General features: G+C 69.5%; 29 protein-coding genes. 6 read left to right on the top strand and 23 right to left on the bottom strand.

What is annotated here, in order from left to right:
* Positions 1 to 36 precede the first annotated feature (36 nt).
* Positions 37 to 378, top strand: a complete 342-nt coding sequence (locus MLE64_RS13760) for a hypothetical protein (RefSeq protein WP_243318489.1) — start codon at positions 37 to 39, stop codon at positions 376 to 378.
* Between the two features lie 7 nt (positions 379 to 385).
* On the opposite strand, the gene MLE64_RS13755 is transcribed toward MLE64_RS13760, so the two are convergent.
* From MLE64_RS13755 to MLE64_RS13730, 6 genes are all read right to left on the bottom strand, one after another.
* The gene (locus MLE64_RS13755; RefSeq protein ID WP_243318487.1) at positions 386 to 1,189 is read right to left on the bottom strand and encodes an ABC transporter ATP-binding protein; all 804 of its coding nucleotides are present in this window, start codon (positions 1,187 to 1,189) and stop codon (positions 386 to 388) included.
* Entirely contained in the window at positions 1,186 to 2,004 is an 819-nt protein-coding gene (locus tag MLE64_RS13750) for an ABC transporter permease (protein WP_243294510.1), read from the bottom strand. The genes MLE64_RS13755 and MLE64_RS13750 overlap by 4 nt, the downstream gene beginning before the upstream one ends.
* On the bottom strand, positions 2,001 to 3,011 hold the full coding sequence (locus MLE64_RS13745; protein WP_423748260.1) for an ABC transporter substrate-binding protein: 1,011 nt from the start codon (positions 3,009 to 3,011) through the stop codon (positions 2,001 to 2,003). Before MLE64_RS13745 ends, MLE64_RS13750 begins: the two co-directional genes overlap by 4 nt.
* Before the next feature lie 62 nt (positions 3,012 to 3,073).
* The gene (locus MLE64_RS13740; protein ID WP_243318482.1) at positions 3,074 to 3,670 is read right to left on the bottom strand and encodes a methyltransferase domain-containing protein; all 597 of its coding nucleotides are present in this window, start codon (positions 3,668 to 3,670) and stop codon (positions 3,074 to 3,076) included.
* Positions 3,667 to 4,851, bottom strand: coding sequence for a winged helix-turn-helix domain-containing protein (locus MLE64_RS13735; RefSeq protein ID WP_243318480.1), 1,185 nt, complete (start codon positions 4,849 to 4,851; stop codon positions 3,667 to 3,669). Before MLE64_RS13735 ends, MLE64_RS13740 begins: the two co-directional genes overlap by 4 nt.
* A gap of 330 nt (positions 4,852 to 5,181) precedes the next feature.
* Positions 5,182 to 7,197 (bottom strand): NADPH-dependent 2,4-dienoyl-CoA reductase, encoded by a 2,016-nt coding sequence (locus MLE64_RS13730; protein WP_243318478.1) that lies wholly within the window; start codon positions 7,195 to 7,197, stop codon positions 5,182 to 5,184.
* A gap of 322 nt (positions 7,198 to 7,519) precedes the next feature.
* Between MLE64_RS13730 and MLE64_RS13725 the strand changes: the two genes are divergently transcribed.
* Positions 7,520 to 8,341, top strand: a complete 822-nt coding sequence (locus MLE64_RS13725) for a DUF4388 domain-containing protein (protein ID WP_243294515.1) — start codon at positions 7,520 to 7,522, stop codon at positions 8,339 to 8,341.
* A gap of 23 nt (positions 8,342 to 8,364) precedes the next feature.
* On the top strand, positions 8,365 to 10,164 hold the full coding sequence (locus MLE64_RS13720) for an AMP-dependent synthetase/ligase (protein WP_243318476.1): 1,800 nt from the start codon (positions 8,365 to 8,367) through the stop codon (positions 10,162 to 10,164).
* 13 nt (positions 10,165 to 10,177) lie between these two features.
* On the opposite strand, the gene MLE64_RS13715 is transcribed toward MLE64_RS13720, so the two are convergent.
* The 3 genes from MLE64_RS13715 to MLE64_RS13705 form a co-directional block, all read right to left on the bottom strand.
* Complete coding sequence (locus tag MLE64_RS13715) at positions 10,178 to 10,582, bottom strand: VOC family protein (protein ID WP_243318474.1); 405 nt, start codon at positions 10,580 to 10,582, stop codon at positions 10,178 to 10,180.
* A 106-nt stretch (positions 10,583 to 10,688) separates the two neighbouring features.
* Complete coding sequence (locus MLE64_RS13710) at positions 10,689 to 11,303, bottom strand: hypothetical protein (RefSeq protein ID WP_243318472.1); 615 nt, start codon at positions 11,301 to 11,303, stop codon at positions 10,689 to 10,691.
* A 79-nt stretch (positions 11,304 to 11,382) separates the two neighbouring features.
* Positions 11,383 to 12,060 carry a CGNR zinc finger domain-containing protein gene (locus tag MLE64_RS13705; protein ID WP_243318471.1) on the bottom strand — a complete coding sequence of 226 codons (678 nt, stop codon included), beginning with the start codon at positions 12,058 to 12,060 and terminating at the stop codon, positions 11,383 to 11,385.
* Between the two features lie 85 nt (positions 12,061 to 12,145).
* Between MLE64_RS13705 and MLE64_RS13700 the strand changes: the two genes are divergently transcribed.
* Together MLE64_RS13700 and MLE64_RS13695 are read left to right on the top strand one after the other, a co-directional pair.
* Positions 12,146 to 12,646: a DinB family protein gene (locus tag MLE64_RS13700; protein ID WP_243318469.1), complete on the top strand. Its 501-nt coding sequence runs from the start codon at positions 12,146 to 12,148 to the stop codon at positions 12,644 to 12,646.
* On the top strand, positions 12,643 to 13,620 hold the full coding sequence (locus MLE64_RS13695) for a SpoIIE family protein phosphatase (RefSeq protein WP_243318467.1): 978 nt from the start codon (positions 12,643 to 12,645) through the stop codon (positions 13,618 to 13,620). Before MLE64_RS13700 ends, MLE64_RS13695 begins: the two co-directional genes overlap by 4 nt.
* Positions 13,621 to 13,623: 3 nt before the next feature.
* Here the strand turns inward: MLE64_RS13695 and MLE64_RS13690 are convergent, their stop codons facing one another.
* The 14 genes from MLE64_RS13690 to MLE64_RS13625 all read right to left on the bottom strand — a co-directional run bounded on the left by MLE64_RS13690 (position 13,624) and on the right by MLE64_RS13625 (position 22,034).
* On the bottom strand, positions 13,624 to 13,872 hold the full coding sequence (locus MLE64_RS13690; protein ID WP_243294522.1) for a DUF4342 domain-containing protein: 249 nt from the start codon (positions 13,870 to 13,872) through the stop codon (positions 13,624 to 13,626).
* Between the two features lie 10 nt (positions 13,873 to 13,882).
* On the bottom strand, positions 13,883 to 14,524 hold the full coding sequence (locus MLE64_RS13685) for a sensor domain-containing protein (RefSeq protein WP_243318466.1): 642 nt from the start codon (positions 14,522 to 14,524) through the stop codon (positions 13,883 to 13,885).
* 104 nt (positions 14,525 to 14,628) lie between these two features.
* The gene (locus MLE64_RS13680; protein WP_243318464.1) at positions 14,629 to 14,988 is read right to left on the bottom strand and encodes a YciI family protein; all 360 of its coding nucleotides are present in this window, start codon (positions 14,986 to 14,988) and stop codon (positions 14,629 to 14,631) included.
* Positions 14,989 to 15,031: 43 nt separating this feature from the next.
* Entirely contained in the window at positions 15,032 to 16,306 is a 1,275-nt protein-coding gene (locus MLE64_RS13675) for an RNA polymerase sigma factor (protein WP_243318462.1), read from the bottom strand.
* A 75-nt stretch (positions 16,307 to 16,381) separates the two neighbouring features.
* Complete coding sequence (locus MLE64_RS13670; RefSeq protein ID WP_243318460.1) at positions 16,382 to 16,855, bottom strand: VOC family protein; 474 nt, start codon at positions 16,853 to 16,855, stop codon at positions 16,382 to 16,384.
* Positions 16,856 to 16,888: 33 nt separating this feature from the next.
* Complete coding sequence (locus tag MLE64_RS13665) at positions 16,889 to 17,467, bottom strand: dihydrofolate reductase family protein (RefSeq protein WP_243318458.1); 579 nt, start codon at positions 17,465 to 17,467, stop codon at positions 16,889 to 16,891.
* Between the two features lie 10 nt (positions 17,468 to 17,477).
* Positions 17,478 to 17,897 (bottom strand): VOC family protein, encoded by a 420-nt coding sequence (locus MLE64_RS13660; RefSeq protein ID WP_243318455.1) that lies wholly within the window; start codon positions 17,895 to 17,897, stop codon positions 17,478 to 17,480.
* Between the two features lie 44 nt (positions 17,898 to 17,941).
* Positions 17,942 to 18,367 (bottom strand): YciI family protein, encoded by a 426-nt coding sequence (locus tag MLE64_RS13655; protein WP_243318453.1) that lies wholly within the window; start codon positions 18,365 to 18,367, stop codon positions 17,942 to 17,944.
* A 62-nt stretch (positions 18,368 to 18,429) separates the two neighbouring features.
* Entirely contained in the window at positions 18,430 to 18,768 is a 339-nt protein-coding gene (locus MLE64_RS13650; RefSeq protein ID WP_243318452.1) for a YciI family protein, read from the bottom strand.
* A gap of 68 nt (positions 18,769 to 18,836) precedes the next feature.
* A complete protein-coding gene (locus tag MLE64_RS13645) occupies positions 18,837 to 19,256 on the bottom strand; it encodes a DoxX family protein (protein ID WP_243318450.1) in 420 nt (139 codons plus the stop codon).
* A gap of 236 nt (positions 19,257 to 19,492) precedes the next feature.
* Positions 19,493 to 21,037, bottom strand: coding sequence for a M14 family metallopeptidase (locus tag MLE64_RS13640; RefSeq protein ID WP_243318448.1), 1,545 nt, complete (start codon positions 21,035 to 21,037; stop codon positions 19,493 to 19,495).
* Positions 21,038 to 21,138: 101 nt separating this feature from the next.
* Positions 21,139 to 21,342, bottom strand: coding sequence for a hypothetical protein (locus MLE64_RS13635; RefSeq protein WP_243318445.1), 204 nt, complete (start codon positions 21,340 to 21,342; stop codon positions 21,139 to 21,141).
* Between the two features lie 8 nt (positions 21,343 to 21,350).
* The gene (locus MLE64_RS13630) at positions 21,351 to 21,719 is read right to left on the bottom strand and encodes a 5-carboxymethyl-2-hydroxymuconate Delta-isomerase (RefSeq protein ID WP_243318444.1); all 369 of its coding nucleotides are present in this window, start codon (positions 21,717 to 21,719) and stop codon (positions 21,351 to 21,353) included.
* Between the two features lie 9 nt (positions 21,720 to 21,728).
* Positions 21,729 to 22,034: a DUF2164 domain-containing protein gene (locus MLE64_RS13625; RefSeq protein ID WP_243318442.1), complete on the bottom strand. Its 306-nt coding sequence runs from the start codon at positions 22,032 to 22,034 to the stop codon at positions 21,729 to 21,731.
* 62 nt (positions 22,035 to 22,096) lie between these two features.
* On the opposite strand from MLE64_RS13625, the gene MLE64_RS15860 reads away from it, so the two are divergent.
* Positions 22,097 to 23,326: an MFS transporter gene (locus tag MLE64_RS15860; RefSeq protein ID WP_279343107.1), complete on the top strand. Its 1,230-nt coding sequence runs from the start codon at positions 22,097 to 22,099 to the stop codon at positions 23,324 to 23,326.
* Positions 23,327 to 23,372 lie beyond the last annotated feature (46 nt).

The following is a 23,372-nucleotide window of genomic DNA, read 5'->3' as shown; positions in this document are numbered from 1 at the left end:
CCTCGCATTCCGGGCGACCGGGCGTAGACTTCCTCCATGATCCCTCCCCTCAGCAAGACCCGCATCCGCGTGGCCTGGGCCATCGCCCTCGCGGTGGACGCCATCCAGGTCCCAGCGGACTTCAGCGGGCCCATGGGCTGGTTCCTGGGGGCGGGCCTGGATCTCGTCACCATGGTCGTGATGTGGATCCTGGTGGGCTTCCACTGGGCCTTCCTACCCTCCTTCGTCACCGAGGCCGTGCCCTGGCTGAACCTGGCCCCCCTTTGGACCCTGGCCGTGGCCCTGGCCACCCGGGGCCGGGGCGGGGAGGCCCTTCCCCAGCCTCCGGCTTCGGAGGAAGCCAAGCCCCCCATCAAGGTGATCAACCCCGGGGAGTGACCGGCCCTCAGTCCACCGCCGCGCCGCGGAACTCGTCCTGCTCGTGCCGGTTCTGCTCTTCCATGAGGAGCAGGCTCAGCTCCTTCTTCAGGGCGTTGAAGGCGGGGCTGGCCACGTCGCGGGGGCGCGGCAGGTCCACGCGCAGGTCGCGCTTGATGGTGCCGGGGCGGTAGGTCATCACCACGGTGCGGTCCGCCAGGTAGAGGGCCTCCTCGATGCTGTGGGTGACGAAGAGGATGGTCTTCTTCAGCTCGGTCCACAGACGCAGCAGCTCGTCCTGCAGGTTGCGCCGCGTGAGGGCGTCCAGGGCGCCGAAGGGTTCGTCCATGAGCATGATGGGCGAGTCCAGCGCCAGCACCCGGGCGATGGCCACGCGCTGCCGCATGCCGCCGCTCAGGTCCTTGGGGTAGCGCTTCCGGAAATCCTGGAGGTGCAGGAGCTCCAGCAGGTTGTCCACCTTGGACTGGATGGCGGCCTTCGGCTGCCCCTTGATCTGGAGGCCGAAGGCGATGTTCTGCTCCACGGTCATCCAGGGGAACAGGGCGTACTCCTGGAACACCATGCCGCGGTCGGGGCCGGGGGCGGTGATGGGCGCCCCGTCGACCTGGATGTGCCCGGAACTGGGCAGGCTGAAGCCCGCGACGGCGTTGAGCAGCGTGGATTTTCCGCAGCCCGAGGGCCCCAGCAGGCAGACGAACTCGCCGCGGGCGATCTCCAGGTCGATGGCCTTGAGGGCGTACACGTCCTGGCCTCCGCTCTGGAAGACCTTGTGGACGCCCTGGACGGAGATGTGGCTGTCCATGGCGCTCATCCCTGCTCCAGGCCGCGGTGCCAGCGCAGCATGCGCGAGCTGAGGCGGCTCATGACCGTGTCGATGCCCAGGCCCAGCAGGCCGATGGTGAACATGCCGGCGATGATCTTGTCGGACCAGAGGTATTCGCGGGCCTCCAGGATGCGGTAGCCCAGGCCGTTGTTCACGGCGATCATCTCGGAGACGATCACCACGATGAAGGCCGTGCCCATGCCGATGCGCGCGCCGGTGAAGATGTAGGGCGTGGCGGCCGGCAGGATGATGCGCGTGAACTGGGTGAACCCCGAGGCCCCCAGGTTGCGGCCCACGCGAAGGTAGATGCTGTCCACGTTCTGCACGCCAGTGACGGTGTTCATCAGGACGGGGAAGAAGGCCCCGATGCTGATGAGGAAGATGGCCGGCGGGTTACCCAGGCCGAACCACAGGATGGACAGCGGGATGTAGGCGATGGGCGGGATGGGCCGCAGCACCTGGATGAGCGGGTTGAAGAGGGCGTAGACCACCTTGCTGTACCCCATGCCCAGGCCCAGGGGCAGGGCCAGGCCCGTGCCGATGAGGAAGCCCACGAGCACGCGGTAGAGGCTCCCCATGGCGTCCTGCGGCAGCTCGCCGGAGAAGCACCACTTGAGGTACGAGCCCTGGGCCGGATCGAAGGCCTCCAGGGGCCGCAGGTAGGCCCACCACTTGGTGAGCACCTGCATGGGAGACGGCAGGATGGTGGCGTTCACCCAGCCCTTGGCGGACAGCAGCTGCCAGAGGGCCAGGGCCGCCAGCGGGACGAGGATGCCGGAGGCGGCGTGCCTGTAGCGCTTCATCCCTTCTTCACCTTCTTGGCGGGGGCCGCCTTCTTGGGAGCCGCCGCCGGCTGGTCGATCTTCAGCTGTTTCTTGGCCTCGGCCAGGAGGTCGAGCTTCACCCAATCGGACGCCTTGGGCGGTGCGGCCATCTTGCCCACGCCGTACTTGGCCATCAGGTCCGTGGTGATCTGCACATGCTCCGTGGTGATGTCATAGCTGAAGGGGGAGTTGCCGATGGCGTCCTGGTAGTCCTCGGCGCTGATCTGGCTCTTGAACATGTTCTCGCGGACGTATTTCTCGGCCAGCTTGGGATCGTCGATGAACTTCTTGGTGGCTTCCACGAAGCAGAGCAGGAAGCGGCGGGCCACGTCGCGGCGCTCCTTGTAGAGCTTTTCCGTGATGACCAGGGCGCGGATGGGCTCGCCGAGGGGCGTGTCGTAGGGCTTCAGGAGCTCCACGCCGAACTTCCGGTTGATGGCCTGGGAGCTGTAGGGCTCGCTCTGGCACATGGCGTCGATGTTCTTGGCCATGAGGGCCTGGTTCAGGTCCGCGAAGGGCATGTAGAGCACCAGCACATCCTTGCCGGGCTTGTCCGACCAGGTCAGGCCGGCCTCCGCCAGCTCCGCCAGCAGCAGTAATTCTTGGGCTCCGCCCCGGGCCACGCCCACTTTCCTGCCCTTGAGATCCTTCAGCGATTTGATGCCCGTGGCGGCGTTCACCACGATGCGGGCGCCGCCCTTGGCGAAGCCGGCCACCACGCAGATGGGCACGCCCTGGGCCCGGCCCGCGATGGCGGCGTCCAGGGCCGCGGCGCTGGCGTCGATCTCCCCGGCCACGATGGCCGGGTTGATGTCGATGCCCTTGGCGAACATCCGCTCATCGATCTTCAGGTTGTACTTCGGCGCGATCTCCTTCATGTAGGACACGGCGCCGTAGTGGGCGAACTTCAGGTTGCCCAGACGCACCACGTCCTGGGCCAGCAGGCCCAGCGTGGATAGCGAGAGAAGGAAAGCCAAGGGCTTCATTCGCATGGGGCGCTCCGGGGGTTTGGACCATTCTAGGCCAAGGATTCCCGGAGGGGCACCGGTCAATCCTGCCGGCGCCTGGCCACCATCAGCAGCTCGCGCCCCGCCCGGCGGGGATGGCTGGCGGACGCTCGCGCGAGGTGGAGGATTTCGAAGCGCGGGAGGGCGAGCTCGCGGCAAGTCTCCAGCGGGATGGCATGGGGCGGGCCGGGACGTCCCTGGACTTCATCGAAGACCACGGCCATCCACAGGCCGCCGGGCCTCAGGTGGCGCGCGCAGGCCTCCACGTAGTCCCGGCGCCGCTCCGGGTCCATGGCCACGAAGCAGGTGTGATCGAAGATGGCGTCCCAGGGTCCGAGCGCGGGAGAGAACCAGTCCGCCGACGACCAGATGATCCGGTCGCCGTAGCGCGCCCGGGCACCCTGGAGGGCCCGGGGCGCGAAGTCCAGGCCCGTGACCAGGAAGCCCTCGGCCTCCAGTCCGGCGGCATCGTGGCCGAAGCCGCAGCCCGGCACGACGACGGAGGCGCCCGGCGCCAGTCCCGCGGCGGAGGCGTGCGTCAGGGCCTCCGCCAGCACGGGCGTGGGTCGCGCCATGTCCCAGCCGGGCCGGGCATCATCGTCGTAGAAGGCATTCCAGTAGTCGGGGTGGGCGGTCATGGGAGCAGGATCTCCTCGGCGCCCACGAAGGTGGCCAGGCGTTCCAGGGCATCGTCCAGGCCGCGCTTCCGGGCTTTCGTGGCCTTGATTCCGGATTCCCACCAGAGCCCCCGGACCTCCAGCAGGCCGCGGTCGCGGTGCAGCTTGGGATCGAGGCGGCCCACGAAGCGCTCGCCCTCGAGGATGGGCAGCACGAAGTAGCCGTACTGGCGCTTGGGCTCGGGCACGAAGGCCTCGAAGCGGTAGTCGAAGCCGAAGCGGCGCAGGGCGCGCGTCCGGTCGCGGAGGATGGGGTCGAAGGGGCAGAGCAGCCGCGTGCGCTCCGGGGGCTCGGGCAGCTTCGCCAGGCGCTTCTCCCAGTCCGTCAGTGCGAAGGCGGGGCGGGCTTCGCCGTCGGCGCCCTCCACGGCCAAGGGGAGAATGCGGCCGGCCTTCGCCGCGCGGTCGCACCAGGCCTTGGCCTCGGCAGCCTCGATGGAGGCCCAGAACTCCGCCAGTTCCTTCGGCGTGAAGATCACGAGCCGCTCGGCGGCGCTGGCACAGGCCCACTCCACGTGCGCCTCGGGGTCCGGGCAGGGCAGGGCGTGATGGTCCGGCAGCACCCGCTCGGTCAGGTCGTACAGCTTCTGGAAGCCCTCGCGCCGCGGGATCATCAGCTCACCGCTGCGCCAGAGGAAATCCAGGGCGGCCTTCTGCGGCTTCCAGCCCCACCATGGGCCACGCTTCTCCGGGTGCTCGAAGTCCGAGGATTTCAGCGGGCCCTCGCGCTCGATGCGGGCCTTCACATCCCCCACCACCCGGGCGCCATCCGTCCCGCGGAAGTGGTTCTGCCACCAGGCGTGAGCGTGGATGCGCTCCCGGTCCCGTGCGAAGCGCGGCTTCCAGTGCCCGAACCAGGCCGTGGGAATGGCGGAGGCGTCGTGGGTGAACCCCTCGAAGAGGCTGCGCCGGTCCTCCAGCAGCTTCCGCAGCTGCTCGGGCCGGTAGCCGTCCAGGCGGCTGAAGAGCGTGAGGTCGTGGGCCCGGGCCACCACGTTGATGGTGTCCATTTGCACGAAGCCCAGCTTCTCGATGAGCGCCTGGAGCGATGGCACCGTCGCCCGGCGAGCCGGGTCGTCCAGCAGGCCCTGGGCGCCCAGGAACAGGTGCCGCGCGGCGGAGGCGGAAACGGTGGGAATCACGGATCACCCAGAGAAGAACCGCCAACCGCAGAGGACGCGGAGAGCGCAGAGAAAGGAAACCGATTCCAGGATGCCGGACCATGAGACCCGCGAAGAAGATCTTTCCTGCTTATCGGCGAGCCTCGGCCGGAAAAGCAGGGACACGGAAGGCACAGAAGCGCCCGTTGGGCGCACACGGAGGGCGCAGAAAAGACTCGACCCACCGCGGACATCCGCTTATGGATGCCTTTTCTGCGCCCATCTGCGGTTTCAGACTTCCAGGCTGAGGCTCGCCGATAAGCAGGAGATCTTTTCCTCTGCGCTCTCCGCGTTCTCTGCGGTGAATGATTATTAGATCTTCGCGGCCAGCTCGGCGCCCTGGCGGATGGCGCGTTGGGCGTCCAGCTCGGCGGCGAGGTCGGCGCCGCCGATGAGGTGCACGGACACGCCCCGCTCCGTGAGGGGCGTGGCGAGGCTGCGCTCGGAGACCTGACCGGCGCAAAGGATCACGCTGTCCACCGCCAGGCACCTGGAGCCCGCGTCCTTGCCATCGCGGATCCAGAGGCCCTCGTCGTCGATGCGCTCGTAGTGGATGCCGCCCATCATCTTCACCTTCATGGCCTTGAGGCCGGCCCGGTGGGCCCAGCCGGTGGTCTTGCCCAGGGTGGACCCCATGCGGTCGGTCTTGCGCTGGAGCAGGTACACGGTGCGGGCCGGCGCAGGCGGCTGGGGTGCGGGCAGCAGGCCGCCCCGGTGGGCGTGCGCGCCGTCCACGCCCCATTCCACGAGGTAGCGGGCGCGGTCCGGCCCGTGGTCGGTGTGCACCAGGAACTCCGCCACGTCGAAGCCGATGCCCCCGGCGCCGATGATGGCGACGGTCTGTCCGGCCACCTTCCGGCCCGAGAGCAGGTCCGGGTAGCTGATGACCTTGGGATGGTCCACGCCGGGGAAATCCGGGGTGCGGGGCAGGACGCCGGTGGCTAGGACGACCTCCTCGAAGTCCGCCAGCTGATCCACGGTGGCCCGCTCGCCCAGGCGCAGGGTGACGCCCGCGGTGGCCAGGCGGCGGCCGAAGTAGCGGAGCATCTCGTAGAACTCCTCCTTTCCCGGCACGCGCTTGGCGTAGTTGACCTGGCCGCCCAGTTCCTTCTGGGCCTCGAAGAGGGTGACCACATGCCCGCGCTCGGCGGCGTGGCACGCGAAGCTCATGCCCGCCGCTCCGCCGCCCACCACAGCGATGTGCCGGGGGGCGATGGTGGGCTCGAAGACCAGCTCGGTCTCGTAGCAGGCCCGGGGGTTCACCAGGCAGGTGGCGCGCTTCTGCTCGAAGACATGATCCAGGCAGGCCTGGTTGCAGGCGATGCAGGTGGCGATGTCCAGGGCGCGGTCCTCGGCGGCCTTCTTCACGAATTCGGCGTCCGCCAGCAGGGGACGGGCCATGCTCACCATGTCCGCGCAGCCCTCCGCCAGCACCTCCTCGGCCACCTCCGGCGTGTTGATGCGGTTCGTGGTGACGAGGGGGATGCCCACCTCGCCCTTGAGCTTCTTCGTTACCCAGGCGTAGGCGCCGCGGGGCACCATGGGGCCGATGGTGGGCACCCGGGCCTCGTGCCAGCCGATGCCCGTGTTGAGGATCGTGGCGCCGGCGGCCTCGATGGCCTTGGCGAGTTGGACCACTTCCTCCCAGGTGCTGCCGTCGGGGACCAGGTCCAGCATGGAGAGGCGGAAGATCACGATGAAGTCGGGGCCCACGGCGGCGCGCACGGCCTTCACCACCTCCACCGGGAAGCGCATGCGGTTCTCGTAGCTGCCGCCCCATGCGTCCGTGCGTCGGTTGGTGCGGGCGGCGATGAACTCGTTGATGAGGTAGCCCTCGCTGCCCATGATCTCCACGCCGTCGTAGCCGGCCTTCTTCGCCAGGGCGGCGCAGCGGGCATAGTTGCGGATGGTGGCCCGGATGCCGCGCGGGGAGAGGGACCGGGGCTTGAAGGGCGTGATGGGGCTCTTGAGGGCCGAGGGCGCCACGCTCAGGGGATGGTAGCTGTAGCGCCCGCCGTGGAGGATCTGGAGGGCGATCTTGCCGCCGGCCTCATGGACGGCTTGGGTGACTTTGCGGTGCTTCCCCACCTGCCAGGGCCAGGAGAGCTGGGAGCCGAAGGGTGAGAGCCGGCCGCGCAGGTTGGGCGCGATGCCGCCCGTGACGATGAGGCCCACGCCGCCCCGGGCCCGCTCGGCGTAGAAGGCCGCCAGCTTGGCGAAGCCGCCCTTGGCCTCCTCCAGGTTGGTGTGCATGGAGCCCATCAGCACGCGGTTGCGCAGCGTCGTGAAGCCCAGGTCGAGGGGGGCCAGCAGGTGGGGGTACGGCATGGAGGCTCCGGTGGGTGATGCCAGTGTACGGTGCCCGGGAGATCCGCGATGCCGGCATGAATGCCTCGTGTCGCTACAGGCCATTGGCCCAGGCCGGGTTTTCCCTGGGCGCATGCCACGGGCGCTGGCTCTTGCATGGGCCGATTTTCCGCATCTTGACCTGGTCCACGCTGGGCCTTCCAATGATGGACCACTCAACCCGTCGATCCTCCTTGATTGGTAAGTCCCTGGCCATGCCCTACTCATCGCTCCACCCCTTCCCCCGCAGCACCCCTTCCGCCGGGGCCGCGGGAATCCGCGCCTTCCCGCCCCCGGAGCGCGCATGAGCAACCTCCGGGGCCTCCTCGAGAGCATCAGCATCACGGACGTGGTGCAGCTGCTCCATCTGAACAAGAAGACCGGCCAGCTGCTGATGCAGAACGGCCGCTTCCAGGGCGTGATGTACGTGAGCGGCGGCGCGGTGGTCCACGCGGAAACCTCGCGCTCCACCGGCGAATCCGCCGCCTTCGAGCTGCTGGCCTGGGAGCGGGGCGAGTTCGAGTTCCAGGCGGTGCCGGTCAAGCCCGTGGGGAGCATCCGGCGGAGCGTGCCGGACCTGCTCATGGAATCGGCCCGCACCCTGGACACCCGCCGCCGCCTGGGGGCCTACTTCCCGTCCCTGGACGCGGTGCCCTGGACCTTCCTGCCGGAGCCGGCCCTCACCGCGGGCCTGAAGCTCACCCCCGAGGCCCTCAAGGCCATCGCGCACTTCGACGGCTACCAGGACTTCCACCAGGTGATGGCCTCAACCCAGTTGAACGAGACGGCGGTGCTGGAGGCGGCCTTCGCCCTGCTGGGGGCCGAGCGCCTCCAGGTCTTCGAGCCTGCCGTTCCGCTGGCCGTGGAGACGATGAAGACAGGGCTGTTCAAGAAGGGCGACCACGTGGCGCTGGGCGTCATCCACGAATCCCGCTGGCGGGGCCTCCAGCCCTACAGCCACGGCTTCATCACCCAGGTGCGGATCCAGTGGCGGGGCGGCGTGGCGCACGAGGCGGCGCGCTTCGTGCCCGGCCTGGCCGACGGCGTGATCTCGGTGCCTGAGCCCCTGCTCAAGAGCTGGGGCCTCGGCCCCACCGAATCGGTGGTGGTGCGGCCCGCGCCCTGACGATCTTCTTCCGGAGCAAGACCATGGTCCAAACCATCGCCGATCTGTTCTACCAGGCCTGTGCCTTCCAGTCGCCGGATGCCCTGGCCTACCGGAAGGGCGGCGGCTACGTGCCGATCTCCCACCAGGACCTGCAGGCCCGGGTGGAGCGCCTGGCCCTGGCCCTGGAGGCCCGCGGCCTCAAGGCGGGCGAGCCCGTGGCCCTGATCTGCGAGAACCGGCCCGAGTGGGCGGTGGTGGACTACGCCTGCGCCATCTCCGGTCTGCCCACCGTGCCGGTCTACCCCACCTTGAACGCACCCCAGAGCGCCTTCATCCTCAAGCACTCCGAAGCGCGCATCGTCTTCTGCTCCACGGCGGATCAGGCTCGGAAGGCCCTGACCGCGCAGGGGCCCGGCTCCGCCCTGCAGTGGGTGGTGCAGATGGACGGCATCCCCGCCGATTCAAGCGTGATCCCCTTCTCCACCCTCATGGCCGAGGGCGAGGGTCTGGAGGCCCGCCGTGCCGAGGTGCGGGCCTGGGCCAAGGCGCGGAAGGCGGAGGACCTGCTGACCCTCATCTACACGTCCGGCACCACGGGCGATCCCAAGGGCGCCATGCTCACCCACGGGAACCTGGTGTCCAACGTGGAGCGCACGCTCCAGCTGCTGCAGCTCAAGAAGGGGGACCGCTGCCTCTCCTTCCTGCCCCTCTCCCACATCCTGGAGCGGATGGCGGGGCACTACTCCACCTTCCGCATCGGCGCCAGCATCTACTACGCGGAGAGCATCGCCACCGTGGCCGACGACCTCCAGGCCACCAAGCCCACCATCATCATCAGCGTGCCCCGCATCTACGAGAAGATCTACGCCCGGGTGCGGGAGAACGTGGCCTCCAGCAGCCTCGTGAAGCGCTTCATCTTCCACTGGGCCATGTGGGCCGGCGACATGTCCGTGCCCTACCTGTACGAGAAGCAGAACATCCCGATCTGGATCCAGTTCCAGCTCTGGTGGAGCCGCCACCTGGTCTTCCACAAGATCCTGGCCCGCACCGGCGGGAACATCCGCTTCGCCATCAGCGGCGGCGCGCCCCTGGCGCCCAAGGTCATGGCCTTCTTCTGGGCCGTGGGCCTGCCCATCACCGAGGGCTACGGCCTCACGGAGACGAGCCCCGTGGTCTCCTTCAACCGCTTCGGTGAGGTTGTGCCCGGCAAGGTGGGGCGCCCCATCTACGACGCGTGGGACGGCAAGCCCTACGTGAAGATCGCGGAGGACGGCGAGATCCTCGTCAAGGGCCCGAACGTGATGAAGGGCTACTGGAAGAACCCCGAGGGCACGGCGGAGGCCTTCGATGCGGACGGCTACTTCCGCACCGGCGACATCGGCGAGCTGAGCGCCCGTGGCCTCCTCAAGATCACGGACCGCAAGAAGGAGATCATCGTCACCAGCGGCGGCAAGAAGGTGGCGCCCCAGCCCATCGAGGAGCTGCTCAAGACGGACAAGTTCATCACCCAGGCCGTGCTGCTGGGCGACAAGCGGAACTACATCTCCGCCCTGCTCATCCCCAACTTCGACAGCCTGCATCGCTGGGCCCACCAGAAGAAGATCCACTTCTCCAACAACCGCGATCTGGTGGCCCGCCCCGAGGTGCACGAGCTGATGATGGAGCGGGTGGAGACCGTCAACCAGCACCTCTCCAACTTCGAGCAGGTCAAGAAGGTGGCCATCCTCGACCACGAGCTGAGCCTGGAGAGCGGCCAGCTCACTCCCAGCCTCAAGGTGAAGCGCCGGGTGGTGAACGAGATGTACGCCACCCTCATCGAGTCGCTCTACAAGGGCGCCTGAACCCCGCCCGCGCTCAGTCCGCCGAGGGCCCCTTCAGCTCGATCACGTTGCCCTCCGGGTCCCGGAGGTAGACGGACGGGCCGGTGCCCTCGGCCCCGTAGTTGTCATGCGCCTCGCTCAGCTCGATGCCAAGGGCGGCGAAGCGGGCCCGCAGGGCGGCCTCGTCGAAGGGCTCGATGCGCAGGCAGAAGTGGTCCTGGTTGCGCCCTTCCGCGCCCGGCGCCGCGCCTCCGGACGCGCCCAGTTTCCCACCCACGGAGATCAGGTCGAGCATGGAGCGTCCCGCCCGGAGGTGGACGAGGCCCAGGTGGGGCACCTGCCGGTCGAGCGCCAGGCCGAGCACCCGCGTGTAGAAGTCGGTCATGGCCTCCAGGTCGGTGACGCGGAGGACCAGGTGGTCGAGGGCGAGGATGCGCATGGCTGGGGTGTCTCCGGGCCCCAGCATAGCCGGGGTGTCTCCCGGCCCCAGCATCGCGAAACAGGCCCGGCGGGAGCGCCGCCGGGCCCAGGCGACTCGGACGCGGTCAGAACCGGATGCCGGCGTAGATGCCGATCTGGCTCTTGGGGGCGAGGCTCTTCAGCAGGTCCGCCGCGGAGGCGAAGTCGTTGCTCTTGGAGCTGAGGGGGAAGGCCGCCTCGACACCGATGAAGGGCTTCACCAGGGGGCTGGGGAAGGCGTACCCGGCGTTCACGCGGGCCCACACGCGGTTGTAGGTGGTGCTGTCCCCGGTGGTCTCCTTCAGGGATTCGGAGCGGAACTCCAGGCCCGCGCCCACGGCGATGACGGCCTTGAAGTTGAACATGGCCCCGGCGGACCAGTGGCTCTGCTTCAGCTCGCTCTCGGCCATGGGCGCGCCGCCGAGGCTGGCCTTGAGGGTCGACTTGGATTCCGGCTGGTAGCCGGCGGTGAGCTGGAGCAGGACGGGGCCGAAGTCCACCACCGAGTAGCCGAAGCGGGCGCCGACGACGGTCTTGTTGTCCGCCTCCACCTTCAGCGTGGTGCCGGGCGCTACGTCCATGTGGGGCGAGGGGTACTGCTGCTGCCCGACGAAGAGACCCACCTCGAAGGACTGTGCCGCGAGGGGGGCGCCGAGGAGCAGGGCGCCGAGGAGCAAGGCGGGCGCGAGGGTCTTTTTCATGGTTGTCTCCTGATGGAAAAGGGGAAGGCGGCCCATCCTTCCATCGCCCCTTCCGGAAATCAAGAAGATTGAGGTGTCATCAATCTGGGGCGCCCCCGGGCCCCGCTTTCTGCTTCCGGACGCGATGGTAGTGGCGGCGGGCCTTCTCCCGGTTGCCGCAGCTGGTCATCGAGCACCAACGCCGGGAGCGGCCGCGGCTGAGGTCCAGGAACAGCCAGGTGCACTGGGAGCCACCGCACTCCCGGACTGGGACCGGCTTCTCCGCGGTCAGCAGGTCCGCCGCGGCCCGGGCGATGGGCCAGAGGGGGGCCGTGAGCTGCCGTTCCATCTCCCCCCAGCGCCAGGCGGGGGAGGCCGCCTCGCAGGCGAGGCAGAGGTGGGGCAGGGCTTCCCGGAGGGCCCGGTTCAGGGTGGCCAGGTCCCCGGGGGGCACCGCCCGCCCATGGGCCCGGGCCGAGAAGAGGCCGTACAGGGCCTCCCGGAGGGCCCGGGCGGCCTGGAGGGCGGCCTCGGCGGCGGCCGGGTCCGCCTGGGCCTGGGCGGCCAGAGCTTCCGCCACATCGGCGGCCACCAGGTCCGTCTGCCGGGCGAAGGCCAGGAGCCGCGGGTAGGATCCCAGGTCGTCGGTCTCGGGACGGCCCCGGTCCCCCCAGGTGTTCGCGAAATCCAGGCTGAGGTCGCCTCCGGAGAGTTCGAAGGGGGCGGACGGGGCCGGCTCGGGGGCCAGGTTGGGGGCCAGATTGGGGGAAGGTTCCATGGGAGAAGACTAACCTGTCTTGGACGCTTGACAGGTTAAAAGATCGGTCCATATTAACCCACATCAAGCATCAAGGAGGTTAGTCATGTCCGAACCCTGCGACACGGCCCCCACACGCCTGGCGGACCAGCTGGAGCGCGCCTTCCGGGGCGGTGCCTGGCACGGCCCCGCGGTGATGGAGCTGCTGGCGGGCGTCGATGCAGCCCGCGCGCGCTGGCGGCCGGGGCCCTCGGGCCATTCCATCGCCGAGCTCGCGGGACACCTGGCCTACTGGATGGAGGACGCCCGGCGCCAGATCCTCGGCGAGGCCCGCACCTCCCCGGAGGCCGGCGGGGACTGGGAAGCCGCGGCCCCCGGGTCCGACGCCGCCTGGCAGGCCCTCTGCCAGGCCCTGGAGGCGGCGCACTGCGGCCTGCGGGACGCGGTGCGCGCGCTGGAGGAGGCCCGCCTGGACGAGGCCAGGCCGGGCTCCGACACCACGCTCCGGGGGCTCCTCCTGGGCACCCTGCAGCACAACGCCTATCATGCGGGCCAGATCGGCCTCCTCCGCAAGCTGTCCGAGGCCGCCCTGGGGAAGCTGCCATGACGCCCCTCGAAGCCCGGACCCTCGAGCGGCTCACCGCCCGGCGGGACCACCTGGCCCGCCTGACCGCCTCCCGGAACGAGCACCGGTGGGTGGACCTGATGCGGCGGGTGGACGCGGCCATCGGCTCCCTCGAGGTGGGGACCTGGGGCTTCTGCGCGGTCTGCCACGACCCCATGGGCTCGGAGCGCCTGGCCGAGGATCCCCTGGTCACGGTCTGCCTGGAATGCCTGTCGGAAGCCGAGCGCCGGGGCCTGGAGCGGGACCTCCAGGCTGCCGGGAAGGTGCAGCGCACCCTCCTGCCGCCCACGCACCTGGTCCAGGCCGGGTGGGAGGTGGCCTACCACTGGGAGCCTCGCGGCGTGGTCTCCGGCGATCACGTGGACCTCATTCCGCCCTCCGCGCCCGGATCCTCCCTCCACCTGGTGCTGGGGGACGTGTCGGGGAAGGGCGTGGCGGCGGCCCTGCTCCAGTCCCACCTGCACGCCCTGTTCCGGGCCCTGGTGCCCACGGGCCAGCCGCTTCCGGACCTGTTCAAGCGGGCCAACGAGCTCTTCGCTGAGGCCACCTCCTCGGTCAGCTACGCGACCCTGGCCGCCCTGAGGTTGGAATCGGACGGGCGCTTCTTCATCGCCAACGCGGGGCATCCCCGGCCGCTGCTGGCGGACGGCCGCGGCGTGCGGCCCCTCGAAGGGGGCGGCCTGCCGCTGGGGCTGTTCGGCGATTCCGTCTACACCGAGCGGGAGCTGGCGCTGGGCCCGGGCCAGACCCTGCTGCTCTACACGGACGGGTGGACCGAGGCCGCCCGCGGCGAGCGCGAGTTCGGCATCGGGCGGGCGGCCGCCTCCCTGCGCCGAAGCGCCGGCCTCCCCCTCCCCGACCTGCTGACGGCCTGCCGGGCGGACCTGGACCGCTACCTGGCCGGTGCCCCCCACGGCGACGACCTCACCCTGGTGGCGGTCCGGCGGGCGGCCTAAGCGTCAATCGTCCCCGGTCTTCTCGATCACGATCACCATGCGGGTGACCACCGCGGCCAGGGCGCCCACGGCGGCGAACACCGGCAGCAGGGCCGCGCCCACCACACCCACCGTGAGCGGGATCTCGATGAGGGTCTTCCCCTCCTCGTTCTTCAGGGTGATCCGCCGGATGTTGCCCTGGTGGATGAGCTCCTTGATCTTGTCGAGGATCTTGCCGCCCTCGAGCTTGAATTCCTCGGTGCGCGTGGCCATGGGATCTCCTTCAGGGCTTGACCAGCAGGTGGCGGGCCAGCCAGATCTGGAAGCGGCCCAGGAGCAGGGCCAGGTGGAGGGTGAGGGGTAGGAGGGCCAGCCCCGCCAAGCCGCAGAGGACCACCGCCAGGCCCGGGTGGGCGGAGATCCAGACCACCCCGCCCACATCGCCGGTGAAGCTGCCGCCCACATGCAGCAGATGCAGCACCGGTATGGCCAGGAGGGCCAGGCTCGTGGTCAGGAGGCTGACCAGCAGCGTGAAGTAGGCGGTGCCCAGGGGCAGGAGCAGCACGAAGTAGAGCAGGCTGGTCCAGGTGCGGGGGTCGCCCACCAGGGCTTTCGTGCGGGCCAGCCACCCTTCGCCCGCCGGCAGCAGGTCCGGGGCCTCGGGGGTTCCCTCGCCCACGAGCGCCCCCAGCAGGCGCAGCTCCGCCACGGAGAGCAGGCGGGCGCCCGCCAGGAAGGCCAACGCCACCGGGATGCCGATGATCAGAATGGCCAGCCCCAGGCTCAGGGACAGCCCCGTCACCGCGTAGGTGAAGGCGAAGATGCCCGTGACGAGGGTGAGCAGCAGGTAGAGCAGGGTCGTGTAGGCCCGGCGCGTGGCCAGGACCTCGAAGAAACCAGGGTGGGGAGGGGACTGCAGGGGCATGGGATCTCCCGGGGTGTCTCCAATCTAGGGAGAGTTCCCCCCTGCCGGGGAGCGAACCGGCGAACCGCGGGTCCGGGCCGGCGAAGGACCGGGGACCGCGGCCGTCAGGGGCCTTCGTAGCAGGGCCCGGTCTCGCGCACCTCGACGGTGGCCCACTCGGCGGCGGGGCAGGCCAGGGCGATGGCCACCGCCTCCTCCCGGGTCTGGCAGGTGAGGTAGAAGAAGCCGCCGACCATCTCCTTGGACTCGGCAAAGGGGCCGTCGAGCAGGGAGGGCCTCCCGTTCCGCACCTCCACGCGAACCCCATCGTGATCGGAGTGGAGCGAACTGGTGAGCTTGAGCAGGCCCCGGCCCTGGAGATCCTCGGCAAACCGCAGCATCCGGTCGTAGACGGCGCGGCCCGCCTCTTCGCCGCGGGCGGCGCGTTGTCCTCGGGGTTCCATGATCAGCAGCATGTAGGGCATCGGAGGCTCCTGGTTGGTTGGGTCCGGAATCCGGGCCGGGGGGTCACGCGTCGCCGCAGGCCGCCGCCCGCTCGAGCAGGAAGCCGCGTTCCCGGGCGTTGCGGGTGAGCGCGGCGGCTTGCTCGAAGGCCGCCTTCGCCTCCTCCGCGCGGCCGAGCTTGGCGAGCAGATCTCCGCGGACGCTCGGGAGCAGGTGGTAGCCCTTGAGCGAAGGCTCGGCGGCCAGCGCCTCCACGGCCTCGAGCCCGACGGCGGGGCCGAAGGCCATGCCGAGGGCCACGGCGCGGTTGAGTTCCACCACGGGAGAGGGGGTGACATGGGCGAGCTCGCCATAGAGGGCGGCGATGCGCGCCCAGTCCGTGTCGGCGGCCGTGCGGGCGCGCGCGTGGCAGCCGGCGATAGCCGCCTGCAGCGTGAAGGGCCCCGGGGGCTCGCCCAACTTCACGGCCTGGGCCAGGGCCCGCTCCAGGGCTTCCAGGCCGCGCCGGATGAGGAGCTGATCCCATCGCCCGCGGTCCTGGTCGAGCAGGAGGATGGGTTCGCCCTCGGGCCCCACCCGCGCCCGCAGCCGGGAGGCCTGGATCTCCAGGAGGGCGACCAGGCCGTGGACCTCCGGCTCCTGCGGGGCCAGCCCGGCCAGGATGCGGCCGAGCCGCAGGGCTTCCTCGCAGAGCCCGGGGCGGACCCAATCCTCGCCGGCGGTGGCGGAATAGCCTTCGTTGAAGATGAGGTAGATCACCTCCAACACCGAGTCCAGGCGGTCGCGGAGCTCGGCCCCGCGGGGCCCTTCGAAGGGAACCCGCGCCTCGGCCAGGGTCCGCTTGGCCCGGACGATGCGCTGCGCGACGGTGGGCTCCGGCACAAGGAAGGCGCGGGCGATCTCCCCGGTGGTCAGGCCCCCCAGCAGCCGCAGGGTGAGCGCGGTCCTGGCCTCGGGCGAGAGGCGCGGATGGCAGGCGATGAACATGAGCCGCAGCAGGTCGTCCCCGATGGGATCGTCCAGCTCGGCGTCGAAGGCCTCCATGGCCGTCTCCTGCTGGGCCTCGAGCTCCCGGCCCAGGGCCTCGTGCTTCCGCTCCATCAGTTTGATCCGCCGCAGCCGGTCGATGGCCCGACGCTTGGCCGTGGCCATGAGCCAGGCCCCGGGATTCTCCGGGACCCCCGTCCCGGGCCACTGCTCGAGGGCGGCGACGAGGGCGTCCTGGGCGAGCTCCTCCGCCAGGTCCAGGTCGCGCACCATCCGCAGGAGCCCCCCGATGAGCCGCGCGGATTCCATCCGCCAGACGGCGTCGATGGCTCGATGGACGTCGGATGTCATCACACGGGAATCAGACCAGCTTCCTCGGCGGGCCGCAACCTCCCGGGGCGCCTCAACCTTTCCGAGGGGTGGGAATCAACCCCGGAGGGCCGCTTCAATGGCAGCGATGTCGATTTTCGTCATGGGCATCATGGCTTCGAAGGCACGCTTCGCGGCTGGGCCGCCCTTGGCCATCGCGTCGGTCAGGATGCGAGGCGTGATCTGCCAGCTGATGCCCCACTTGTCCTTGCACCAGCCACATTGACTTTCCTGGCCGCCGTTCCCGACGATCGCGTTCCAGTACCGATCCGTCTCCGCCTGGTCTTCCGTGGCGATCTGGAAGGAAAAGGCCTCGCTGTGCTTGAACTGGGGCCCGCCGTTCAATCCGATGCACGGGATGCCGGCGACGACGAATTCCACGACCAGGGTGTCGCCGGCTTTTCCATCCGGATAGTCAGACGGGGCCTTGTGGATGGCTCCGAGACGGCTCTGCGGGAAGGTCTCTGTGTAGAAGCGGGCGGCCTCTTCGGCGTCGCGCTCGAACCATATGCAGATCGTGTTCTTGCTCATGTGGCAGCCTCTTTGGATCGTGACGATCGGGGGTTAGGTCTTCAAGGGTCCAGCGGTCTTGTACGTGTTGAAGATGATGCCGGACTGGAAGGCCTTCGTGCTGGCGAGCTCGAATGAACGGGGTGGGGTTCCCGCCGCGAAGAAGCGCTTTCCCGTGCCCAGCAGGACCGGATAGACGGCCAGCAGGACTTCATCCGCAAGCCCATGTTCAAGCAGCGCCGAGGTCAGCGTGGAGCTGCCCGAGAGGATGAGGTCCGGGCCGTCCTGGGCCTTGATGCGGCGAATGCCCTCCACGACGTCCGGCCCAAGGCCCTCGAACGGGCCCCATTCAAGGCTCTTCGGACGGTGGGTCGCCACATATTTGGTGGCCGCATTGAGGCCGTCGGCCATGGGGCTGCTCGGCGCCTTCGGCCAGTAGCGCGACCAGAGGTCGTAGGTGCGGCGGCCAAGCAACAGATCGAAGCTCCCGCCATACGCCGCCAGCATGGCATCTCGGCCCGCGGGTGACCGGTACGGCACGGTCCAGTCGCTGTGGCGGAAACCGTCGTCATCGGCGGAATGCTGGATCACGCCGTCCAGCGAGATGTGTTCGATGATCTTGAGCTTTCTCATGGGAGCCCCTTCAACCGGCCTGCTGGTCATGGGGGATCGCCGACGGATCCATCCACACCGGCCCCCAGGCGTGCCCGTCCGGGTCGGCGAAATCGCGGCCGTACATGAAGCCGAGGTCCTGAATGGGGTTGATGTCGGCCTTTCCACCATGCGCGGCCGCGGCGGCGTTCATGGCATTCACGGCCTCCCGGCTCTCGCAGGAGAGGGAGAGCATCACTTCGCTGGAGGTGGCTGGAGGAATGGCCCGGGTGGTGAACGTGCGCCACTTGGCATGGGTCAGGAGCATCACGTAGATGGCCTCGCTCCAGACCATGCAGGCCGCCGTCTCGTCCGAGAACGCGGGATTGTTGGTGAAGCCGAGGGCGGTGTAGAACGCCATCGACGTCTTGAGGTCGGCGACGGGCAGGTTCACGAAGATCATCTTTGGCATCGGAGGCTCTCCCTGGTGGCGTGGCGGAGGTGGGGCTGGTGCGACTAGGCTTTCCCGGCGATCTGGGCGCGCAGGCGTTCCTCCTGCTCCCGCAGCTCGGGCGTGAACTCGGGACCGAAGTCCTCGGCTTCGAAGACCTGGCGGAGCTCGATCTCGGCCGTCTCCCCCGTGGGATTCGGGCAGCGCTTGATCCATTCCACGGCCTCCGCCATCGACCGGACCTGCCAGAGCCAGAAGCCGGCGATCAGCTCCTTCGTCTCCGTGAAGGGCCCGTCGATCACGGTCCGCGCCGCGCCGGAGAACCGCACCCGCACGCCCTTCGAGCTGGGGTGGAGCCCTTCCCCCGCCAGCATCACGCCTGCCTTCACCAGCTCGTCGTTGTAGCGGCCCATGTCGGCCAGCAGCTTCTCGTCGGGGAGGACGCCCGCCTCCGTGTGCTGGGTCGCCTTGATCATGACCATGACGCGCATGTTCATTCCTCCTTGGAAAGGTTGAGGTTGGGGAAGTCGATCGTCTGGGGCATGGACGGGAATCAGGGTTCCCAGACCTGGCGGATCTCGCTCTCACCGTCGCCCGCCGTCCGCAGGAATCGCTTGGTATGTTCGATCGCCTCTTCTTTGGTTTTCACTTGGATCAGCGCGAAGCCCCCCACCAGCTCCTTGGACTCCGTGAAGGGGCCGTCGGTGACGGAGAACGCTCCGTTCGAGAGGCGGACGCGCACGCCCAGGGCGCTCGGCATGCAGCCTTCGGTGGCGAGCAGGACGCCTGAGGCCTGCATGTCCTTGATCAAGGCGCCCATCCCGGCCATTTCCTGGTCGCTGGGTGGGGTGCCTTCCGGTCGCCTGGGTTTGTAGAGGCAGAGAAATCGCATGGTGGGTCTCCCGGATTCGGGGTGGGATTCGGGGGCGGGATGCCTCGCGCGGGGTGCCTGGCGCGGAGCTACTTCCGGAGCGGGAGGAGCGCCCCGAGCCGCGCCTCGCGCAGGTACAGCCCTCCCCACACCAGCGCGGCCACATAGGTCGGGAAGAGGATGTGGGAGAACAGGGGATCGCCGACCCGCACATGGGTGGCCACCGCGCCGCCCAGGTAGCCCGTGAGCAGGATGGCTCCGAGCACGGACGTCCTGGGGACGGCGTAGAGGACGACGCAGGCGAGCAGGGTGATGCCGAGGGGACCCGCGACGTTTTCCGAGTAGCCGAGCTTGGCGCAGCCCTCGAGGACCGGCGGGAGCCGCATCATTTTGGCGACGCCGTCGAAGGCCAGGAGCAGGACAGGCAAGGCGCTGAGAATGCGGCCCGTCCAGAGCCATCGGGCCAGGGTGGGGGCCGGGGTGGGGACGGGTGGGGTACTGGTGGTCATGGGGCCTCCGCTGGACGCGCTTCAGGTGGGAACCGCGGGGTGGCTTCCGCACGGATGGCGGCAGATCCCGGATTCTACTCATGCGACGAACGGGAGGCGGCGGAATCGACAGGCTTTGAAACTTTTTTGAGATTAATTGTTAAGCCATTTATTTGATGCAAATAAACACATGGATTCTCCGGCCGGCTTAAGCCGGAGCCATTCATTCGCCTTCCCGGAAGGGAGGAGGGAGGCGTTCAGCCCAGATCGGGCACGCGCCAGAGGGCCAGCTCGTCGCCGGGGGTGGGCGCGGGCAGGAGGCCGTTCTCCACGGCGCCGTCATCGCTCTCGGCCTCGCAGAGGTAGGCGGCGATGGCGCCCAGGGGCTGGTCCGTGGGCACCAGGGACCAGCCGACCGGGGCCTTCCGCGGGCCGCGCCGCCAGGACACGGACAGCTCGCCCACGGCGGCGGCCTCCAGGATAGCCCGCCCGCCTTCGGTCTCCAGGGCCTCCACCACGGGGACTTCCACATCGAAGGTGCCCAGGGCCTCCTGGAGCGCGAGCCCGTGCAGGCGCAGGTGGGCGGCCACGGGCGGGGGCACCAGGTAGGCCGCCGGGCGGTCCACCACCAGGCTACCCACGAAGCGGCCCAGGTGGGGGATCGTCACAGCGCTGGGCGCGCCCTCCAGGGTGCGGGGGGTGCGCGTGAGGATCTCCACGGGCTGCTGGAAGGTCTTCAGGTCGTAGCGCACGGCGATGCGGTTCCGGGGCGCGCGGCTCTCCGCCACGGTCTGCACCACCTCGTCCCGGTGGGCCGCCACGTACTTGAAGGTCTCCAGCATGAAGGCGTAGGCCGTGCGGACGCGCTCGGAGAAGGGGATGTAGCTGTAGCACTCCAGCAGCAGGTCCATGCGGCTGGTGAGGCCCCGGTAGTTGCTGCCGAAGCGCGGGTGGTGCGGGTAGGTCATCCAGCCCTCGCGCACGGGGGCGCCTGGCTCGGCGTCGCGGTCCGCGTCCAGGGCGCGCTCGTCCTCCACGAAGTTGCCGTACCAGCCCGCGTCCAGGCCGTGGTTGGCCTTCAGGGCCGCCGTGACGGGGGGCAGTAGGCGGTTCCGCATGTACTCGATGGGCTCGCCTCTGCCGCTCTCCACGGTGTGGGGGATGTCGTAGGTCATGGAGAAGCGGTGGACCGAGCCGTTCGTCGCATGGTTGTCGATGGTGAGGTCCGCGGCCCAGGGCTGGCACACGCGGGTCTGCAGCAGGCGCATCTCCGCGCCCTCGTATTTCAGGTAGTCGCGGTTCAGGTTGATCTTGGCGGCGTTCACGCGGGTGCCCACGCCGCTGTCGGGCCCGAGCTGGCCCGTGAGCTTGGGCAGGTGCAGCTTCCGGTTGCCGGGGTCGATGGCGTCGTTGCCATCGGGGTTGAAGAGCGGCACCACCACCAGCGTGAGGCTCTCCAGGAGCTGGCCCGCGTCCAGGCCCGGCTTGCCGTCCAGCAGGTCGCGCACCAGCATGAGGCAGCCCTCCTTGCCCTCCACCTCCCCGGCGTGGATGCCGCTGATGACCAGCACCACGGGAAGGCCCAGGCTGCGGGCCTGCTCGGGCGTCGTCGCGCCGTGGGCCGAGAGCACCAGCAGGGGCAGCTCACGGCCCTGGGGGCTCGTGCCGAAGCTGGTGACGTGCAGGCGCTTGTCGCCCTTGGCCTGGAGGCCCGCGATGAAGGCCATCACGTCCGCGTGACGGCTGGTCTCTTCGTAGCGGGTGGCTTCGGCCCGGGTGAGCGGCGTGCTGGGCAGGGACATGGGGGCTCCGGGAGTGGAGGGGTATTCTCACGCCCCGGCCAGCCGGCGTCCATCGGGAGGGCCCGTCCGGGGTCGGGCATTCCCGCAGAAGGCCGCCAGGCCTACATCCGCTTGAGCACCTGCTGCCCCAGGTGGGACACGCGGTAGTGCCCGACCGGACGCTCGCGGATGAGGTCCTGGCGCTCCAGGTAGGCCAGGTCGGCCTCCGCCGCCCCGGCCTTCAGCAGGTGGTCCCGGGCCACGTCGGGGTGCTGGGCCACCAGCTGCAGCAGCATCTTCTGGCGGGGCGTGATGGGTTCGGCCACAGGGGCTCCTAGGGTTCGCTGGTCTGCCGGCGGTAGCTGGCGCGGTGCAGCTCGCTGACCTGCACGGTGAGGTTCAGGCGCATGGCCGCCGAGGTGCGGGGGAAGGCATTGGCCAGGAGGGCCATCAGAGCTTCGCTGAGCTGTGCCTTCACCGCGTCCTCGCGGCCTTCCATGATCTGCAGGTCCAGGGTGACGAAGGCGCGGTCGGGCGCGCCGTCCCCCACTCGGAAGGTCCGGTGCAGGATGACCCGACTCTTGAGGTCCTCCTCCCGGAAGAGGCCCGTGGCCGTCAGGGTTCCATGGAGCCGCTCCAGCAGGCCCGCCCAGTCCGGTGCGTCCAGCAGGTTGTCCGAGGCTTCGAGGATGCAGTGGGGCATGGCCGGCTCCTACCTTCCCCCGAGGGGCCTTCCCGCCAGGGGCTTGCGCGCCACCTTCTTCTTCGCGCCCTTGTCCCAGTAGTCGGACTCGTCGGCGAAGCAGATGTCCGACAGCTCGCTCACGCGCTCCTGCACGCAGGCCTGGGCATCGGCCACCGCCTGGTTGTAGATGGCCGGGCCGAGCTCCACCAGGCAGAAGCGCAGGAAGGTGTCCGCTCCCAGGTCGCCGAGGCTCACGCCGTATTCCTCGTTCACGAAGCGCTGGATGGGGCCGCGCAGGCGCTTCTCGATGTCGGGGGAGAGCTTGATGTCCATGGGCGACCTTCTGCCGACGGGCGGCCGGGCAAGTGTACAGTGGGGACTCTCCGGGAGGTCCCATGCCCTCGAATGCCCGCCTGGACGCCGACGGCCGCCTCCTCTTCCTCACCCGCGCGGCGCGGATGTTCTCGTACGGCTTCCTGTCCGTGGTGCTGGTGCTCTACCTGGCGGGCCTGGGCTTCAGCGAGGGGCGCATCGGCCTGCTGCTCACGCTGACCCTGGTGGGCGACACGCTCATCTCGCTCTGGATCACCCTCCACGCCGACCGCCTGGGCCGGAAGAAGATGCTGATGGTGGGCGCGGCCCTCATGGTGGCCGCGGGCATCCCCTTCGCCCTCAGCGGCGATTTCACGGTGCTGGTGCTGGCGGCCACCTTCGGCGTCATCAGCCCTTCCGGCAACGAGGTGGGGCCCTTCCTGGCCATCGAGCAGGCCGCCCTCTCCCAGGTGCTGCCCGGGGAACGCCGCACCGGCGTCTTCGCCTGGTACAACCTCACAGGCTCCTTCGCCACCGCCCTCGGGGCCCTGGCCGGGGGCTGGTCCGCCCAGGCCCTCCAGGCCGCGGGCCACACCCCCGTGGCCAGCTACCGCGTGTTGGTCTTCGCCTACGCCGCCGTGGGGCTGCTCCTCGCCGTGCTGTTCACGCGGATGTCCGCGGCCGTGGAGGCGCCGCCCGCCGCGGCCCACGCCAGCCGCTGGGGCCTGCATGCCTCCAAGGGCGTGGTGCTGCGCCTCTCGGCCCTGTTCTCGCTGGACGCGTTCGCCGGGGGCTTCGTCATCCAGAGCATCATGGCCTACTGGTTCCACGTGAAGTTCGGGGTGGCGCCGGGGACCCTGGGATCGATCTTCTTCGCGGCCAACATCCTGGCGGGCCTCTCCAGCCTCTACGCCGTGAAGCTGGCGGGGAGGATCGGCTTCGTCCGCACCATGGTGTTCACCCACGTCCCCTCGAACGTGCTGCTGATCCTCGTGCCGCTCATGCCGAACCTGCCCCTGGCCGTGGCCATGCTGCTGCTGCGCTTCAGCATCTCCCAGATGGACGTGCCCACACGCCAGGCCTACACCATGGCCGTGGTGGCGCCGGACGAGCGCTCCGCCGCCGCCGGCGTCACCGGCATCGCCCGCACCACCGGCGCCGCCGTCTCGCCCGTCCTGGCGGGCCACCTGCTGGCCGTCCCCGCCCTGGCCGGGGTTCCCTTCCTCATCGCCGGCGGCCTGAAGATCCTCTACGACCTGCTGCTCTACCGGAGCTTCAAGGCTTCGGATGTGGGGAAGTCCGAAGGGGCGTGAACTGGACAGCTGGTGTCCATGGCGTGGCGGAAGACTGGAATCTGCC

The organism is Geothrix paludis (assembly GCF_022808815.1).
Classification (GTDB): domain Bacteria; phylum Acidobacteriota; class Holophagae; order Holophagales; family Holophagaceae; genus Geothrix; species Geothrix paludis.
This window is presented reverse-complemented; position numbering and strand designations above follow the sequence as displayed.